The sequence below is a fragment of the Leptolyngbya sp. NK1-12 genome (assembly GCF_032598965.1).
Classification (GTDB): domain Bacteria; phylum Cyanobacteriota; class Cyanobacteriia; order Elainellales; family Elainellaceae; genus Elainella.
The window spans coordinates 52,116-68,066 of record NZ_CP053587.1 but is presented as its reverse complement, the minus strand read 5'-3'; the positions used below and the strand labels follow the sequence as shown (position 1 = coordinate 68,066).

The 15,951-nt window shown below is 51.3% G+C and carries 15 protein-coding genes; 10 read left to right on the top strand and 5 right to left on the bottom strand.

The features are described 5' to 3' along the window. Window positions 1-452 precede the first annotated feature (452 nt). The 9 genes from cysE to HJG54_RS28720 all read left to right on the top strand — a co-directional run bounded on the left by cysE (window position 453) and on the right by HJG54_RS28720 (window position 11,194). Window positions 453-1,199, top strand: a complete 747-nt coding sequence (gene cysE, locus HJG54_RS28760; protein WP_316436492.1) for a serine O-acetyltransferase — start codon at window positions 453-455, stop codon at window positions 1,197-1,199. A gap of 177 nt (window positions 1,200-1,376) precedes the next feature. After that, window positions 1,377-1,592 carry an Asr1405/Asl0597 family protein gene (locus HJG54_RS28755; protein ID WP_036009858.1) on the top strand — a complete coding sequence of 72 codons (216 nt, stop codon included), beginning with the start codon at window positions 1,377-1,379 and terminating at the stop codon, window positions 1,590-1,592. A 138-nt stretch (window positions 1,593-1,730) separates the two neighbouring features. Further along, window positions 1,731-2,279 carry a Dps family protein gene (locus tag HJG54_RS28750; protein ID WP_316436490.1) on the top strand — a complete coding sequence of 183 codons (549 nt, stop codon included), beginning with the start codon at window positions 1,731-1,733 and terminating at the stop codon, window positions 2,277-2,279. A 220-nt stretch (window positions 2,280-2,499) separates the two neighbouring features. Continuing rightward, complete coding sequence (nifV, locus tag HJG54_RS28745; RefSeq protein WP_316436489.1) at window positions 2,500-3,627, top strand: homocitrate synthase; 1,128 nt, start codon at window positions 2,500-2,502, stop codon at window positions 3,625-3,627. Between the two features lie 65 nt (window positions 3,628-3,692). Then, window positions 3,693-3,959, top strand: coding sequence for a nitrogen fixation protein NifZ (locus HJG54_RS28740; RefSeq protein WP_316436488.1), 267 nt, complete (start codon window positions 3,693-3,695; stop codon window positions 3,957-3,959). Continuing rightward, window positions 3,956-4,159, top strand: a complete 204-nt coding sequence (gene nifT, locus HJG54_RS28735) for a putative nitrogen fixation protein NifT (protein ID WP_316436486.1) — start codon at window positions 3,956-3,958, stop codon at window positions 4,157-4,159. Before HJG54_RS28740 ends, nifT begins: the two co-directional genes overlap by 4 nt. Before the next feature lie 11 nt (window positions 4,160-4,170). Beyond that, window positions 4,171-4,917 (top strand): (2Fe-2S) ferredoxin domain-containing protein, encoded by a 747-nt coding sequence (locus tag HJG54_RS28730; RefSeq protein ID WP_316436485.1) that lies wholly within the window; start codon window positions 4,171-4,173, stop codon window positions 4,915-4,917. Between the two features lie 443 nt (window positions 4,918-5,360). Next, window positions 5,361-7,556 (top strand): ATP-binding protein, encoded by a 2,196-nt coding sequence (locus HJG54_RS28725; protein WP_316436484.1) that lies wholly within the window; start codon window positions 5,361-5,363, stop codon window positions 7,554-7,556. A 551-nt stretch (window positions 7,557-8,107) separates the two neighbouring features. After that, on the top strand, window positions 8,108-11,194 hold the full coding sequence (locus HJG54_RS28720) for a DUF4394 domain-containing protein (protein WP_316436482.1): 3,087 nt from the start codon (window positions 8,108-8,110) through the stop codon (window positions 11,192-11,194). 212 nt (window positions 11,195-11,406) lie between these two features. Here the strand turns inward: HJG54_RS28720 and HJG54_RS28715 are convergent, their stop codons facing one another. From HJG54_RS28715 to HJG54_RS28700, 4 genes are all read right to left on the bottom strand, one after another. Then, window positions 11,407-12,162 (bottom strand): phycobilisome rod-core linker polypeptide, encoded by a 756-nt coding sequence (locus tag HJG54_RS28715; protein WP_316436481.1) that lies wholly within the window; start codon window positions 12,160-12,162, stop codon window positions 11,407-11,409. A 148-nt stretch (window positions 12,163-12,310) separates the two neighbouring features. After that, window positions 12,311-13,027, bottom strand: coding sequence for a phycobilisome rod-core linker polypeptide (locus HJG54_RS28710; protein ID WP_316436395.1), 717 nt, complete (start codon window positions 13,025-13,027; stop codon window positions 12,311-12,313). Window positions 13,028-13,287: 260 nt separating this feature from the next. Then, window positions 13,288-13,719: a hypothetical protein gene (locus HJG54_RS28705; protein ID WP_316436396.1), complete on the bottom strand. Its 432-nt coding sequence runs from the start codon at window positions 13,717-13,719 to the stop codon at window positions 13,288-13,290. Between the two features lie 129 nt (window positions 13,720-13,848). Beyond that, complete coding sequence (locus tag HJG54_RS28700) at window positions 13,849-14,430, bottom strand: phycobiliprotein lyase (protein WP_316436397.1); 582 nt, start codon at window positions 14,428-14,430, stop codon at window positions 13,849-13,851. A gap of 218 nt (window positions 14,431-14,648) precedes the next feature. Here HJG54_RS28700 and HJG54_RS28695 point away from each other — a divergent pair, with 218 nt between their 5' ends. Then, window positions 14,649-14,831 carry an NblA/ycf18 family protein gene (locus HJG54_RS28695; protein WP_316436398.1) on the top strand — a complete coding sequence of 61 codons (183 nt, stop codon included), beginning with the start codon at window positions 14,649-14,651 and terminating at the stop codon, window positions 14,829-14,831. A gap of 6 nt (window positions 14,832-14,837) precedes the next feature. On the opposite strand, the gene HJG54_RS28690 is transcribed toward HJG54_RS28695, so the two are convergent. Beyond that, a complete protein-coding gene (locus tag HJG54_RS28690; RefSeq protein ID WP_316436480.1) occupies window positions 14,838-15,920 on the bottom strand; it encodes a class I fructose-bisphosphate aldolase in 1,083 nt (360 codons plus the stop codon). Window positions 15,921-15,951: the final 31 nt, after the last annotated feature.

The following is a 15,951-nucleotide window of genomic DNA, read 5'->3' as shown; positions in this document are numbered from 1 at the left end:
AACTCCCAGTGCTGCCAAAATTCAATTCTGTATCTAAATTAGCACTTTTTTCAAGATGAAAATGCTAGCTAAGCTTTTTTTAATGTTTGTTCATTATGAACTAAATTACTCTATAAATAGAGTCGTTTGATACAGAACACTCGGTTTGAGTACTCTTCATCTGCTAACGATTTCTTTGCAAAAATTCTGGTTAAAAGCCCACGAGAACTGGGTTTGATTCTGAGTACTAAAATACTTAGTCCTATTGCTGTAAATACTCATTCCCCTGATTGAAAATACTCGTGCCCCAACCCCTAAAAAAATTAGATGCGTTGCTAATGCAGGCGTTGGAAGTTGAGTACAGGACTAATTAATTCAATAACTCTGAGGGGGCTGCCGGTTCTGCCCTAGTTGGAACTGCCTGCTATAAGCAGAAGAACAGAACTTCACCCAATGCCATGCAGCCAAACGCCATGCAGCACCCCCTCACCCTCTTCCTCTTCCCTGCGCTTTCCAAGGTATCTAGCCTCGCTAGCTCTGAAACTAAGCCAAGTTTCAAATTCAACGTTGACTCCGTACTGCGGCAAGTCTGGCAAACTCTACAGGAAGATTTTCGCATTATTTTTGAGCGAGACCCAGCGGCTCGTCACTGGCTAGAGGTGCTTTGCTGCTATCCCGGTTTTCATGCGCTGTTGTGCTATCGTCTGGCTCATTGGCTGCATGGTCGGCATGTGGTGTTTCTGCCTCGGTTAATTTCCCATCTGGGCCGATTTTTCACCGGCATTGAAATCCATCCGGGTGCGGTGATCGGCAAAGGTGTGTTTATCGATCACGGTATGGGAGTTGTGATTGGCGAAACTGCGATTGTCGGTGACTATTGCCTGATCTATCAAGGTGTAACGCTGGGGGGAACAGGAAAAGAAACCGGTAAACGCCATCCCACCCTCGGTCAGCATGTGGTGGTGGGAGCCGGAGCCAAAATTCTAGGCAATATTCACATTGGCGATTTCGCCCGCATTGGAGCCGGATCGATTGTACTACGCCCTGTTCCTGCTCACTGTACAGCCGTTGGCATACCCGGTCGCAATATTTGCCGCGAAACAACCCAAACCTGCCCGCTCGATCATGACCAAATTCCCGATGCCGAAGCAATTGCTATACGGGCTTTGCTAAATCGAATCGAGCAATTAGAACAACAAATTCAGCAATTATCCCGGTAATTAATTATCTCAACATTTATCTCAAAATCGATTTGCTCAACATTAACTCAGATTCAAAACAATAAAATAATTCACCGTTCACTTCCCATCAACCCTTTTGAGGTAATGCTAATGTTCCTCTCTTCCCCTACTCATTCTGCAACCCAGTCAATTCATATAACGCATGCCAATACCACAATGCATGTTGTATCTGTCCCTCGGATCGATCGCTGGCGAATCTATCATCGCCTCCAAGAACTCACCATTCCCTGTTGCTGCCCGTCCGACGGCTCGCTCTGTGTTGCAGTAGAAAACTGCACCGGTGCTCTGCTAGTGCGGAGTGTCGTACAACAGTTCATCGCCTCGCGGCAAGAAATGGTGGACTGGCTAGAGCGCTGCTGGCAGGCTAATTAATGTGAAGGTGTGGATGGGTAGATGGTAATGAGACTACAAGATAACAAAGTAATTGTTTCTTCTACTCTTGTATTCCTCTAATTTCCTACTCCCTCCCCCCACCCCCTCACCCCCCACCCCTCACCCCCCTAAAAAACCATGACACAGACACAAACCCTCGCACAAGAATTTGGTCAAGTTCAATTCAATCCAATCGGTTTAGGTCAGGAAGTGACTGTTCCGGTTTGTGAAGGTTTGAATATTGCCCTAGCTAGTTTCCAAGCCCTGTATCTGCAATACCAGAAACATCATTTTGTAGTAGAAGGGGCAGAGTTTTACTCACTGCATGAATTTTTTGCTGAAAGCTATGAGCAAGTTCAAAATCACGTGCATCAGCTTGGTGAGCGATTGAATGGCTTGGGCGGAGTGCCGGCGGCGAGCTTTGGCAAATTGGCAGAACTGTGTTGCTTTACGCCAGAAGCAGACGGTTGTTTCACGGCTCGTCAGATGGTGCAAAATGACTTATACGCTGAGCAAGCTGTGATTGATGTTCTGCGACGGCAGGCGGCCCAAGCAGAAAGTGTGGGCGACCGGGCTACACGCTACCTGTACGAACAGATCTTGCTGCAAACCGAAGATCGAGCGTTTCATCTGGCTCATTTCTTGGCTGAAGATAGCCTGACGTTGGCATTCGTGAATCGAGCCTGAGACTCGCTCTACGAGATTGGTCTTCTTGAATAGACGACGTGAGGAAGGATGCAGGAAGACCCCAAATTAACCTAGGAGATATTATGTTAACGACAATTGTGATGCTTGTAGCTATGTTTGTATCCATCATAGTGACCGAAAATTACATGCTGGATATTCTCCAGAAAGATAACCTAGATAAATCAACAACCCCTCGCGAAGTTGCGGATTAGCACAGCTTATGACTAACTCACTCATCCAAATCAACGACACTACCCTACGTGACGGTGAACAAGCCGCTGGAATTGCCTTCAATATCGAAGAGAAAATTGCGATTGCTACGTTCCTTGACTCAATTGGGGTTCAGGAACTAGAGGTTGGTATTCCGATCATGGGTCAGGAGGAAGCCGAATCGATTCGGGCGATTGTCAACCTGGGGCTAAGGGCAAAATTGCTGGGCTGGAACCGAGCTAACTTAGCAGACATTCAGGCTTCGCTCAACTGCGGCTTGCAGCGTGTTCATGTCTCGGTTCCAGTTTCAGAGATTCAAATTGCTGCTAAATTTCATGGGCAATGGCGGGTCATGCTGGACCGGTTGCGAGATAGTATCAACTTTGCTCGCGATCATGGTTTGGATGTATCGGTGGGCGGGGAAGATTCTTCTAGAGCGAATGAATCTTTTCTGCTGGATGTCGCCCTGTTAGCTCAATCCTGGGGAGCGTTTCGCTTTCGCTTTTGCGATACGGTGGGCATTTTGGATCCTCTAACAACCTACAAAAAAGTGCAGCGGTTAGTTTCTCGTCTGATGATTCCGGTTGAAATGCATACCCATAACGATCTGGGTTTAGCAACTGCCAATGCTTTGGCCGGAATTCAGGCTGGAGCTACATCAGTTAATACAACGGTGAACGGCCTGGGTGAACGTGCTGGAAATGCAGCCCTAGAAGAGGTGGTAATGGCGCTGAAGCGTATTTATGGGATGCAAACCGACATTGATACAAAACGGTTATTAGAACTCTCTCGCCTAGTAGCCAAAGCCTCTAACTGTCCGGTCCCCCCCTGGAAGGCGATTGTCGGTGACAATGTGTTTGCCCATGAGTCCGGCATTCACGCCCACGGAGTGCTGCAAAATCCCGTCACCTATGAGCCGTTTGCGCCAGAAGATGTAGGTTGGGAACGCCGCTTTGTAGTCGGTAAACATTCAGGGCGACATCTGGTGCTGAGTGTGCTGCAACAGCATGGCATCATGCTCAACTCAGAAGAAATTCAAGCGCTACTCGAAGCCGTGCGGCATCAGTCAGTTCTGGTTAAGCGCAGCCTCACGGTCGAAGAACTTTTGAGCTTAGTCCCCCAAACCATCTCACACTAACCAAAACTCATCCACCGTTCGGCTGAGCCGCTCACGGCGAAGCCCATCTACCCATCTACTCTCCTATGCAATACGACGAACTCGAACTAGATGCCCCTCCAGCCTTTGATATTGGTCAAAAAGTGCGGTCACGCAAACTGATTCGCAATGATGGTACCTTTCCTGGCAAAGAGATTGGCGAGACGTTGGCAAAGAAAGGCGATGTTGGTTATGTGATCAGCATTGGTACCTTCTTGCAAAACTCCTATATTTATGCCGTACATTTTATGCCGACAGGATACATTGTCGGCTGTCGCAAAAAAGAACTTGAACTAGTTGAGGAAATTTCATGAAAGTGATGCTTCGTCGAAACGCGGTTGGACATTTGGTTGTTTATGTGGCCAAAAAAGATCTGGAAGAAGAAGTAGTGAAACAAGTAGAGACTGACAGCGAAAAGATTTTCACCCTGGCAAATGGTTGGGAGCTGGCAATTGCGGGGTTAACCGAACCGCTAGAGTTACCCAAGACGGTAGAAGCTAAACGAATCGCTTAGGAATAAACATCATGGGTTATGACTATCAGCAGCAGTTAGAGTTTAATTTTGAGGGACAATTTTTGGGCTTTGTCGGACCTGCTAACAAGTCGGACTACCTACCGAAATATTTGCGGGTACGGGTGTTATCTGAAGAAATGCAGATCAAACTTCCCAAAGCCTTGCGTTTGGCTGGGGGGCTGAATCTGCAACCTGGCGAGCGGATTTTGGTGACGGGCCGGGGTAAGTTCAACCGTTATGCTCGTGAACTCAAGCTGAAAGCGGCGCAGATTGTGCCTTTGCCTAATAGTTTGCCTAATAGTTTGCCTAATAGTTTGCCTAATAGTTTGTCTGATAACTTGCCTGATAATTTGCCTAATAATTTGCCTAATAGTCTGCCTGATAGTTTGCTCAATAGCCTCGTTGATGACCCAGCTGATAGCTTGAGCACTACTCTGACTAATGGCTGTGAAATTCTGAATGGTCTGGTTTCTGCCGCTCCGGTCAATTCAGCGAAATCGAAAATCAAGGTGCTGGTTTGTCAAAAGTCGGGTTGCTTGAAAAAAGGCGGCAGAGGATTATGTGAGGCGTTGCAGCAAGCGCTTTGTCAACGCAACCTAGATCAGCATGTCACGATTAAACCAACTGGCTGTTTGAAGTGTTGCTCTTCAGCGCCGAATTTGGTAATGATGCCAGGAAATCGGCGCTATAAAGAAGTTCGTCCTAAAACGTTGGGGCAGATTGCTGACAGCATCGCTCAGAGCCTTGGAATGAGTTGATTGGATCCTCCGCTTGACCAATTTGCCTCCAGCAGTTGCCAGTGGTTTCTCTTAACGGGCTTCTCTTAGCGGGCTTCTCTCAGTGGCACCATTGCGCTCCTAACCCAAACCTACACCTGTCTTTTGCGGAGTACTCGCGAAGGCAGGTTTTGTTTGTATAAAGTTTGTATTGATAAGTTACTTTTCGAGAAGCTGTTTCGCGTTTATTTTGTGTCTATTTTGAATCCATTGCCACAGTAGAGGTTTATAGCTAGTGCGCCATAAATCTATCTTTTGCTAGTTGCTGATTTTTACATCTTGCGGCCAATCTAATGACAGGCCAATTGAAGCTAGAAATTTGTTTAAGCTTTTTGAGCTTTCTGGTTAGTTTTCTAACATTAGAGTGGTAGTTCAGTTCAGCCGTAGAGCCATAAACCGCGAGCAATCCAGTAATCTATATAAATATGACGAATTTTCTGCGTGTGACGTTGGCTGTAAATCCCTTCATTCCCCACGGGCATTGCTACCTCTGGAAACCCGATCTGGTGTGGTTACATCTGGCTTCCGATTTTTTAATTGCTGTTGCATATTATTCGATTCCCTTTGCGCTAGTCTACTTTGTGCAAAGGCGGCGCGATCTACCCTTCAACTGGATTTTTCTATTATTTGGGGCGTTCATTGTTGCTTGTGGCACGACCCACTTAATGGAAATTTGGACGCTTTGGCATCCCACTTACTGGATCTCTGGTGGCCTTAAGGCGACAACGGCTGGGATTTCTCTGTTTACGGCAGTGCAGCTTTTGCCGTTGATTCCAAAAGCGCTGGCCTTACCGAGTCCGGCCCAACTGACGGAGGCCAACCAGCAACTAGAAGCCCAGATTGAGGAGCGGCAGCGAATTGAGGCAGAACTGCGACGTTACCAAAACGAGCTGGAATTGCGGGTGCAGGAACGCACGGCAGAATTAGTTGCGGCTAATAAACAACTTCAGCGGGAAATCACCGAGCGACAGCGAATTGAAAATGTTTTGCGTTCCAGCCAGGAAACCACGCAGCGGCAGCTTGTTGAGCTAGAGAGTATCTACCGAAATACACCGATCGGGCTGTGTGTGCTTGATACTGAGTTTCGCTTCATGCGCATCAATGAGTCTTTGGCTGAAATGAACGGCTTGCCAGTATCTGAGCATATTGGGCGATCGGTGCGTGAGGTGCTGCCGGAATTGGGTGAAGCTCAAGCCCAGATATTTCAACAGGTGATTCAAACGGGTACACCATCGCTGAATCAAGAAATTCGTGGTATGACACCCGCTCAACCAGGAATTGAACGCATCTGGCGGGTCAGCTACTATCCACTCCGCCTGTCGGAACAGCAGGTGTTGGGTGTCAATATTGTCGTGCAAGAAATTACTGAGCAGAAGCAGGCAGAACTAGAACGGGAACGGTTATTGGCCAGTGAACAAATGGCCCGGGCCGCTGCTGAAGCTGCGAATCGCACCAAAGATGAGTTTTTATCGGTGCTGTCCCATGAACTGCGGACTCCTCTAAATGCGATCTTGGGATGGGCGCAAATGCTGCGCTCTAAACCCCAACTCGATGCGGCGATTGTTCAACGTGCATTAGAAACGATTGAACGCAATGCTCGCGGTCAGGCTAATCTGATCAATGACCTGCTGGATATTTCTCGGATCATCACCGGAAAGCTGCGGCTCAATGTGTGTCCGGTAGAGCTGATTACAGTGATTGAAGCGGCGATCGATACGGTACGGCCAGCAGCGGACGCAAAAGGAATTCAAATTCGTGCAATCCTAGACCCCGAAGCTGGTCCGGTGTCGGGTGATGTGGATCGGTTGCAGCAGGTGGTCTGGAATTTGCTTTCCAATGCGGTCAAGTTCACGCCGAGGGGCGGCTGGGTGCAGGTCCGCCTTGAACGGGTCAACTCCCAGGTGGAAATTGTGGTGAGTGATTCTGGGCTGGGGATCAACCCTGACTTTTTACCCTTTGTGTTTGATCGATTTCAGCAAGCGGATAGCAAAACTACCCGTTCTCATGGTGGTTTGGGTCTGGGTCTGGCAATTGTGCGACATCTGGTGGAACTGCACGGGGGCAGCGTGTCGGTCTATAGTGCTGGTTTGGGCCAAGGTGCTATTTTTACAGTGCAACTACCGCTGATGGTGGCGCAACCGCTGAAGGAGGGTGAGCGAGTTCATCCTCGGGCTGATGCTGATGCCCTCAGGAGTGATCTACCCCAACTATATGGATTGCATATTCTCGTTGTGGACGACGAGGTAGATGCCCGCGAACTCATCCGCATGATTCTGCACCAGTGTGGAGCAGAGGTTTCGGTGGCGGCCTCTGCATCAGAAGCAATTGCCCTGCTCGACCGACTCCAGCCCGACCTGCTGATTAGCGATATTGGCATGCCGAATGAAGATGGCTATACGTTGATTCGGCAGCTCAGAGCAGAATTTGACTCAAAACGCTTACCTGCCGTAGCTCTGAGTGCCTATGCCAGAGTTGAGGACCGCACTCGTGCGCTTGCCGCTGGATTTCAGCTGCATCTCGCCAAACCCGTCAACTTGCCAGAACTGACCGCAGCCGTAGCCAGTTTAACAGGACGTACAGAACTCGATTCATGCTCTCAAGCGGCTCAAAATCAGAATTAGTATCCTAGATTACTAAATTTTTGCGCTTAGTCTCAGGAATTACCTCTTTAGGAGTAGAACATTACCAGGGTCTTACTGGAAAATTGAAAAGACTCAGTTGATCAGTACAGTTCAATTAATCATGTTAGAACTATCACAAAGCACCTGTCATTGGTTATTCATGGGGAACTACTCTTTGTGATCAATGACAGCTGTATGCACTTTAGGTTGCGATTGCCATAAGCTTAACATTACCCAAGTGTGCCATTATTACAAAGTGTGCCATTATCACAATCGCAAGTGTGTCGTTATCACAATTGCTATCTTCCTCTAATTTGCGTCCATGTGTCTGCTTCGGTATATTGGCTGAGCAGAAGCGTGGCATGAGATAGGGAGTTGAGCTTTACTTTAACTGAACTCCAGGAGTTTCCTATCTCTTCAAAATTTGCAAATCCGATTTGCATACTGCTCCGTACTGAATACAAGTAACTTATTTACTCATAGGCAGCCCTGTGGATTGAAGCAGGCTCAGTTGCAGTTTGTCCATTCTAATCATCAAGTGGAATAGTCAGATGGAAAAGCGTTCCTATGTCTTTATTGATCGCCAAGTCCGTGATTACCAATATCTGTTGCAGCATGTCAAACCGGGCAGCCAAGTGGTGCTATTGGACCCAGACCGGGATGGTGTAATTCAAATTAGCGAAGCATTACAGAACCGCTGCGATATTGCGGAAATTCACTTGGTTAGCCACGGTAGTCCCGACTGTTTGTACTTAGGCAATACTCAGCTGAATTCAACCAATCTGAAGCGCTATGCAGCTAACCTCCAACAATGGGGCAAAGCTACTGACCGCCCTGAGATCTTAATTTATGGTTGCCGTGTCGCAGAGCGAGGTCGGACCCGGTTCTTGCAAATGCTGCGTAGTTTAACTGGAGCTAGTATTGCGGCCTCTAGTCGAACGGTGGGACAAGGTTGGTGGAAACTGGATCAACATCTGGGGAACATAACGGCGGCGTTAGCGTTTACGGCTGAAGCGCAACAGAATTATGCTGGTACCTTTAGCGTTAGTTATGCTCTGCGCAACAATACGCTAATTGCTTTTGATACCTCTAACCCTGGAGCGGCCCAATCGCCATTGGCTATTACGGGACTAGCAGCAGGACAAACGCTAGTTGGTATCGATTTTCGTCCACAGAATGGCAAACTTTATGGACTTGCCAGAGATGCAGCCGGAAATGTCCAATTGTATGTCATTAGCACACAAACTGGAGTCGCAACTGCTGTCGGCACCGCCGGGAGCTTCACGATTAATGGTAGTCCTGCACCCATTACAGGAACTAACTTTGGCTTTGACTTTAATCCCACAGTAGACCGGATTCGGGTTGTGACTGATGGTGGCTTCAACTTCCGCATTAACCCCAATACTGGCGAACTGGTTGACAGTGACCCTAATACAGCTGAAATTCAGCCTGATGGTGTGATTAGCGGCGGTGCAACTACGGTTGATGCGACAGCCTACACGAACAACGCGCCCAACGTCACAGTCACAACTCAGTACACACTGAATGCTGCTAATAACACGCTTTTGATTCAGAATCCGCCCAATAGCGGAACTCAAACCGCAGCCTTGCCTATCACTCTCAACGGTAGTCCGTTAGATTTTACGGCGGCAAACGGATTTGACATTCCAGCCGGGGTGAATGTGACGGCATCCAATACGCCTGCTGTAGGGCAAGCGTTTGCGGCTCTCACCGTGGCTGGGAATACAGGGCTTTACGCGATTGAGCTGTCTACTGGTGCGGCTACGTTGCTTGGTCCAATTGGAGATGGCACTGCCCCAGTCCAGGGGTATGCGGTGCAGAGCGAGGTAGTGCCGAATGGTACTCCCATTGTTGGCTTGGATACGAATGGCAATTTGTTGCGTTTCAATAGCGCGGCTCCTGGTACGGTTGCCACGGTTGCGGTCTCGGGTCTGCCGGCTGGTGCAACACTGGTAGGTATCGATTTCCGTCCGGCAACTGGTCAACTTTATGGTCTGGCTGTTAACGCCCAGACTAATACAGGAACGGTTGTCATCCTAGATCCGCAGTCGGGTGCGGCAACTCCGATAGGCAGCCCTGGGTCGGTGGCTTTTGTGGATGCGGCAGGCAGTCCAGTGGATCTGCCAGAGACGGGCTATGGCTTCGATTTCAATCCAACTGTCGATCGAATTCGGGTCGTAACGAGTACTGGGTTAAACTTCCGCCTCAATCCGATTACGGGTGCACCGGTGGATGGAGACACGGGATTGACGGCAGGCAGCGTACCTGGAGTTAATCCAGATGGAGCGGTTCAAGGCGGCACAACCAGCGTTGATGCCACGGCCTACACCAACAGCTTTGCTCAGGCGACTGGAGCCACGGCAACCACTCAATACACGCTAGATGCGGCTAGCGATCGGTTGTTTATTCAAAATCCACCCAATAGCGGCACGCAGATTTCTCCCCTAGCCGTGACGCTCAATGGTAATCCGCTAGATTTCACAGCGGTGAATGGATTTGATATTCCGGCTGGTGTGCAAGTGTCCGCTTCTAATACACCCGCCTCTGGGCAGGGATTTGCTGGATTGACTGTAGGTGGCACAACCGGACTCTACAAAATTGATCTGAGTACAGGGGCTGCTACATTTGTGGGAGCAATTGGTGCAGGCACAACCCAGTTGAGTGGTCTAACTGTGGCAGATGCGCCAACTGGCTCGATTGGTTTTAGTGCGCCGACCTATACGGTGTCGGAAGATGGCGAGACGATTGCGATTGAGCTGGTGCGGTCTGGTGGTTCATCCGGTGCCCTCACCGTTGATGTAACTGCAACGGGTGGAACGGCTGACAGCAGCGATTTTAGTGGCCTACCGGCAACGGTTACCTTTGCTGACGGTCAAACTCGCGCTACTGCTACGCTGAACATTACCGATGATACGCTGGTAGAGAATAATGAAACGGTTCTGCTACAGTTGAGTAATCCGACAAGTCGAGCTGTTTTAGCAGGTCAGAATACGGCTACGCTAACCATCACTGATAATGATGCTGTTCGCACGATTCGAGGCACGTCAGCCGGCGAAAGGCTGCGGGGAACCAATGGCAATGATCTAATTCTGGGATTGGGTGGCGATGATCGGCTGCTGGGCCTCGCGGGTAATGATGGGTTAAATGGTGGACGTGGTAAAGATACGCTGACTGGAGGACTGGGTGCTGATCGCTTTATCTATGCTGGACGGACTCAAAGAGCGGCCTTGGCAAATTCCTCGCTGCAAGGGTTAGATCGGATCGTTGACTTTAGGTTTGGGCAGGGGGACCGCTTCCAGCTAGACTTTGATAACGATCAAACAACACCAAATCTGCCCGCCAAATTGTTTAACGCTGGACGACAAACCGGAGGCAACCTGGCTGATGCGGTAGAGGCTGCCTATGCGGATAAAAATCAGGCTAGACGCGGTAATCAAGCTTTGAGCGTGAATGAAGCCGTCTTCTTTGAGTGGAGGAGAAAAGCCTATTTATCCGTGAACGACAATGAGGCTGGTTTCTCGCCTCGGCGGGATTTAGTAGTAGATGTAACGGGCATTCGCTTTAGATCTGGAGATGCCAATGCAGGTGTTTTAACGGTGAACAATTATTTTGTCTAACTGGTTGTCAACTATTTGTCTAACTGTGTTTAATTGCGAGTACTCGATCAAGTACCGGATACAGTACCGAGCCATAATGCAAAAAGAGCACTGAAGACGAAAAGCAAACATTGACTAACAGATAGCAGACAAATAAAAACCCTCCTCATTTATCTGGGGAGGGTTCAGCATAATTCAAGGATCTCGAAGAAGTATCTCAAGAGAAACCTACCCTACTTTTTTCTATAGGGGACCTGGTTAAGGAAGTCCACATTTTGAGCGGAGAGGCGCTGAGGGGGATTGGCTTTAGGGTCAATCGAGCGGGCCATGGCGAGGAAGTTCGCGGGGTCACCGGCTTTGGCTTGTTGGTCTTGAGGTTTATAAGAGCGAGTGGCATTTTGCCAGATCATTTGGGGGAAGCCAAGCTTGCGGCGGTAGTATTCATCATATCTGGGGGACTTGATATTAAAGGGGAGATTGCCTTGGGCGCGACCGGGGAGAGAGCGGCGGCGCTGATAGGGGACAATCGAGTCACCAAAGGCATCGAGGTATTCTGGGGAATTGAGGAGTTGGTCGACAAAGCCCTTGAGGCCTTGAGTGGCGACGACAATCGACCAGGCAATTTTTTCGCGTTCATTAAAGACATCACGACCGAGGACGCGCTGGACGGTTTGTTCGACAAAGCGATAGTTACTATTGAGGTCATAGAAACTGCGCTTATAGGTATTAGAGAGGAGTAAGCCGCGGACGAAATCGCGGACAGTAATTTGGCCCGCGCGGAGTTGGGATTCGAGGAAGGGTTCGCGGTCGGCTGCAAAGGCATGGAAAAAGAGTTGGCGATAGGCGGCCTCGATGAGGGTATCCATATCGGAGGGCGAGAGGAGATTATCGCTGGAGAAGATGCGAGGTTGGTCATCACCGGGGACATCAAAGCCCGTGACGCGGACATTTTGGGACGAGGGGGAATAGGACAAAAGAGGAATAGCCACGCTAAAACAAGCTCCCTACGCAAACGAACGGTACGAAAATCAACCCTGATCATACGGCGGGTGGGGTGCTTTATTCGCTTTAGTCTGATAAAGTGTTACGGAACTTCATGAAGCGAGGGGTTAGGGGAGCGGGGTTAGGAGAGTGGGGTTAGGAGAGCGGGAGGAGGAGGAGGGATTGGAGGGTGAGTAAGGCGAGGGACAGCAGGAGGGCGGAGAGCAGCAGCAGGGCGATGCGGGGCCAGGGCCAGGTCTGCCAGGCGGGCGGGGTTCTGTGCTGGGGGCTAGGTGCGAGAGCCGGCTGGGATAGGCGATAGGCGGGGCCATAGCGAGGGGTGCGCTGAAACGGGAGGTGGCCGAGGCGTTGGTGGGGGAGAATGCGGCGGCGTTGAAAGGGGACGGTATGGTCACCAAAGGTTTGGGTATACTCCGGGGACTCCAGCAGGGCGTCGATGAACGCCGTCCAGCCCTGGGCCGCCACGATCATCGCCCAAGCCAGTGACTCCCGGTGATGAAAGACCGAGCGGCCCAGGACCCGCTGAAACACCAAATCGACAAAGCGATAATTATTATTGACCTCATAATTGAGCCGCCGAAAGGCATCCGAGGTGAGTAAGCCGCGAATAAACTGCTTCACCGTGATCTGCCCCGCGCGCAGTTGGGATTCCAACCGGAGCTGACGGGTGCAAGCGAGCATTTGTTGCTCATGAAAGATCTGGCGATAGGCCGCGTGAATCAGTTGCTCCAGCTCATCAGCGGTGCGGTAGTCGGTTGTAAAGCGTCTAGGGTGCTCATCGCCAGGCACTTCATAGCCCGCGACGCGGGTATAGTCCGAGGCCGGAGCAAACGCTAAGGGCGAAATAGCCATGTCAGATATCCTCACAGACGTAACGACAGCGGATCAGGAAGCCGCCAAGCCACAAGGACCCTGCCGGCCCGCTTCCTGTCCTCACCATACGACGCCATGAGTATTTAGACTTAAGCGGTTCATCAAAAGTAATCCATCAACTCCAACGACCAACTTGATAGAGGTTTATCTATTCCTTGTGTCCGTCGGTTGAGCGGCAGCCGCGGCACCGGTCCGCCCCAGGGAGATGGCATCGGTCAGCGCGAGCGGATGTAGCAGCCTCAGTGGGAGCGGGGCGGCGAATGAGCGCGTCCCTGCCAGAAGGCGTGAGGGTCCGGGGTGCGAGCATAGGCCGGAGCTGCTGGCCAGCAGGCCGGCGGAGCCGATAGGGGCGGCAGCCTCAAATTCAGCCCGCGCGCGAGATGCGCCAGCACCTCGACAAACTCGCGCGGATGGCCCGGCACGCCGAGATGGGCATGGGCATACTCATGAGCCACCAAGGCCAACCAATCCGCCGGCATGACCCGACCGACATCGACCAGGATAGTGACCGGATGCGTCTGAAGATTACAAACGCCATCGAGGCCCAAGCGGTGGGAGAGCGGCACCGCAAAGAGGGCGATTGAGCGCTGCTGCCAGGGATGAAAACAGGCCTGACAGGCCCGCCCCAAGTCAGCGACCTGAGCATTGACCGTCTCGATGTGCTGGCCCATCCAGACACAGATCGAGCGGCGAAGCTCGAGCTGATAAACCAGATCAATCAACTCCGGTTCCGGGGCCAAGGCCCGCATCTGATAGAGATAGGCCAACCCCCGCTGCTCCGACTCGATGGACGGCATAGGCTACCAGCCCAACAGCGAGAAATACTCCGCCGGCGCATTCTCGTCGGGCGAGAGCGCCGCCTCAGTGCGCACCTCGGTACAGAAGGTGGCCGTACTAAAGCCACCAAAGCGTTTGACCGTACTGGTGCGCAAGCGCAGATTGGGGCTGGCAAACCAAAAGCGCTCAATCGAACTCATCGTGTCATAGTCGGTGATCAAAATCAGCCCATCCGCCTCGTCCATCTGGAACTGACCCACCACCGGCACAATTTCGGCATAGCCGCGTTCGCGCAGCAACTGCCCCGAGCGCTGGCTCGCATCCTCGGGCACCAGGGCAAACACGGTCGAGCCGGTATGAGTGTCATCCTCCGAGCGGTCCCAGGCCATCGACCCGTCCCAGCGCACATAAGCGCCGCCAATCGCCGTGGCCGGGTCCACCTGATGCAGCTGACAAATCGCCACGACCTGCGGATCATCGGCGGCCAGCGGTTCGACGACAATCTCAGACTCGCCCGCTTCGGTGCGGCGAAAGGCCAAATGGTGAGTGGTGCGCAACGAGCGCCAGTGGCCGGCACTGTGGTGAAAAAACTCAATCGCATTCATGCGCCGCGTATTGTCTCCTTCAAACTACATAGACCGCAATCGGTAGGCCCGCCCCACAGCGGTCCATCCCCAGATCGATGATAGACCTTGACCCCCCATGCTTCACTAAAGATACCTAAAGAGTAGAACACCCAGAAAATCGACACTTTGTCAAGGTATGTGTTACGTTATTTAACAACTAATAGAGTTAGCCCCCGAGTAGAGCAAGGAGCACGAGCATGGAGCTACCGATTGGACTGAGTTTAGAGCAGCAATTCAACCTACGCGCCTATGCCGACCAAATCAAGCAGCTCAATCAAGAGCAGGCGCAGGAAATGTTGCTCGAAGTGTTACGGCAGTTGATGATCAAAGAAAACGTGATCAAGTCCCTGCTCAAAGACGATTTGCTCAAGCCGGTGTAGGGGCCGTTAGGCAATTGTCACCTCCGGCGAGAGATAAACGTCTTGAATCACGTGAAACAATTGCACTCCTTCGGCAAAGGGGCGTTGAAAGGTTTTGCGCCCCGAGATTAGGCCACAGCCGCCGGCGCGTTTATTGATCACGGCGGTGCGCACGGCGTCGGCGAAGTCCGTTTTGCCTGAGGCGCCGCCCGAATTAATTAAGCCGGCCCGGCCGGCATAGCAATTGAGCACCTGATAGCGGGTCAAATCAATCGGATGGGGCGTGGTCAGTTCCGAATACAGGCGCGGGTCAGTTTTACCATAGCCCTGACCGATGGCCTGAGCCACGGCCTGATAACCCCCATTCACCTCCGGCAGCTTCTGTTTAATTAAATCAGCTTCAATCGTGACGCCTAAGTGATTGGCTTGTCCGGTCAAGTCGGCGGCTAGATGATAATCCTGGTCTTGCTTGAAGGCCGGATGGCGCAGATAGCACCACAGAATCGTGGCCATACCCAACTCATGGGCGCGGGCAAAGGCGCGGCTGACGTCCTGGATCTGACGGCCCGATTCGGGTGAGCCAAAGTAAATCGTGGCTCCAACCGCGACTGCGCCTAGATTCCAAGCTTGTTCGACCGAGGCAAATAGAAGCTGGTCAAACTGATTGGGCACGCTCAGCAGTTCGTTGTGATTCAGTTTGAGAATAAACGGAATCTTGTGGGCATAGCGGCGCGAGACACTGCCGAGCACCCCCAGGGTTGTGGCCACGGCATTACAGCCGCCTTCGATGGCGAGTTTGATAATATTCTCGCTGTCAAAATAGATCGGGTTGGGAGCAAACGAGGCGCCGGCCGAATGTTCGATGCCTTGGTCGACCGGCAAAATCGAGAGATAGCCGGTATTGGCCAGCCGGCCGTGCGAGTAGAGGTGCTGCAGACTGCGCAGCACCTGAGGGGAACGGTCGGTGGGGGCAAAGATCCGGTCGACCCAATCGGGACCGGGCAAATGCAGTAAGTCTTTGGGCACTTTGGCTTGATAGGACAGCAGATCGTCGGCTTCATCGCCGAGCAGGGATGCAATAGACGCGGGCGCGGATAGCGAGGCAACCACAAGAACCTCCACCAATAACACGAGGATGGCA

Excerpts from the sequence above, each read along its gene's own strand:
- HJG54_RS28755 (WP_036009858.1), top strand. The coding sequence starts at position 1,377 with ATGCATGTTGTATCTGTCCCTCGGATCGATCGCTGGCGAATCTATCAT.
- HJG54_RS28700 (WP_316436397.1), bottom strand. The coding sequence starts at position 14,430 with ATGAATGCGATTGAGTTTTTTCACCACAGTGCCGGCCACTGGCGCTCG.
- HJG54_RS28725 (WP_316436484.1), top strand. The coding sequence starts at position 5,361 with ATGACGAATTTTCTGCGTGTGACGTTGGCTGTAAATCCCTTCATTCCC.
- nifT (WP_316436486.1), top strand. The coding sequence starts at position 3,956 with ATGAAAGTGATGCTTCGTCGAAACGCGGTTGGACATTTGGTTGTTTAT.
- HJG54_RS28710 (WP_316436395.1), bottom strand. The coding sequence starts at position 13,027 with ATGGCTATTTCGCCCTTAGCGTTTGCTCCGGCCTCGGACTATACCCGC.
- HJG54_RS28740 (WP_316436488.1), top strand. The coding sequence starts at position 3,693 with ATGCAATACGACGAACTCGAACTAGATGCCCCTCCAGCCTTTGATATT.
- HJG54_RS28720 (WP_316436482.1), top strand. The coding sequence starts at position 8,108 with ATGGAAAAGCGTTCCTATGTCTTTATTGATCGCCAAGTCCGTGATTAC.
- nifV (WP_316436489.1), top strand. The coding sequence starts at position 2,500 with ATGACTAACTCACTCATCCAAATCAACGACACTACCCTACGTGACGGT.
- HJG54_RS28730 (WP_316436485.1), top strand. The coding sequence starts at position 4,171 with ATGGGTTATGACTATCAGCAGCAGTTAGAGTTTAATTTTGAGGGACAA.
- cysE (WP_316436492.1), top strand. The coding sequence starts at position 453 with ATGCAGCACCCCCTCACCCTCTTCCTCTTCCCTGCGCTTTCCAAGGTA.
- HJG54_RS28695 (WP_316436398.1), top strand. The coding sequence starts at position 14,649 with ATGGAGCTACCGATTGGACTGAGTTTAGAGCAGCAATTCAACCTACGC.
- HJG54_RS28705 (WP_316436396.1), bottom strand. The coding sequence starts at position 13,719 with ATGGGCCAGCACATCGAGACGGTCAATGCTCAGGTCGCTGACTTGGGG.
- HJG54_RS28750 (WP_316436490.1), top strand. The coding sequence starts at position 1,731 with ATGACACAGACACAAACCCTCGCACAAGAATTTGGTCAAGTTCAATTC.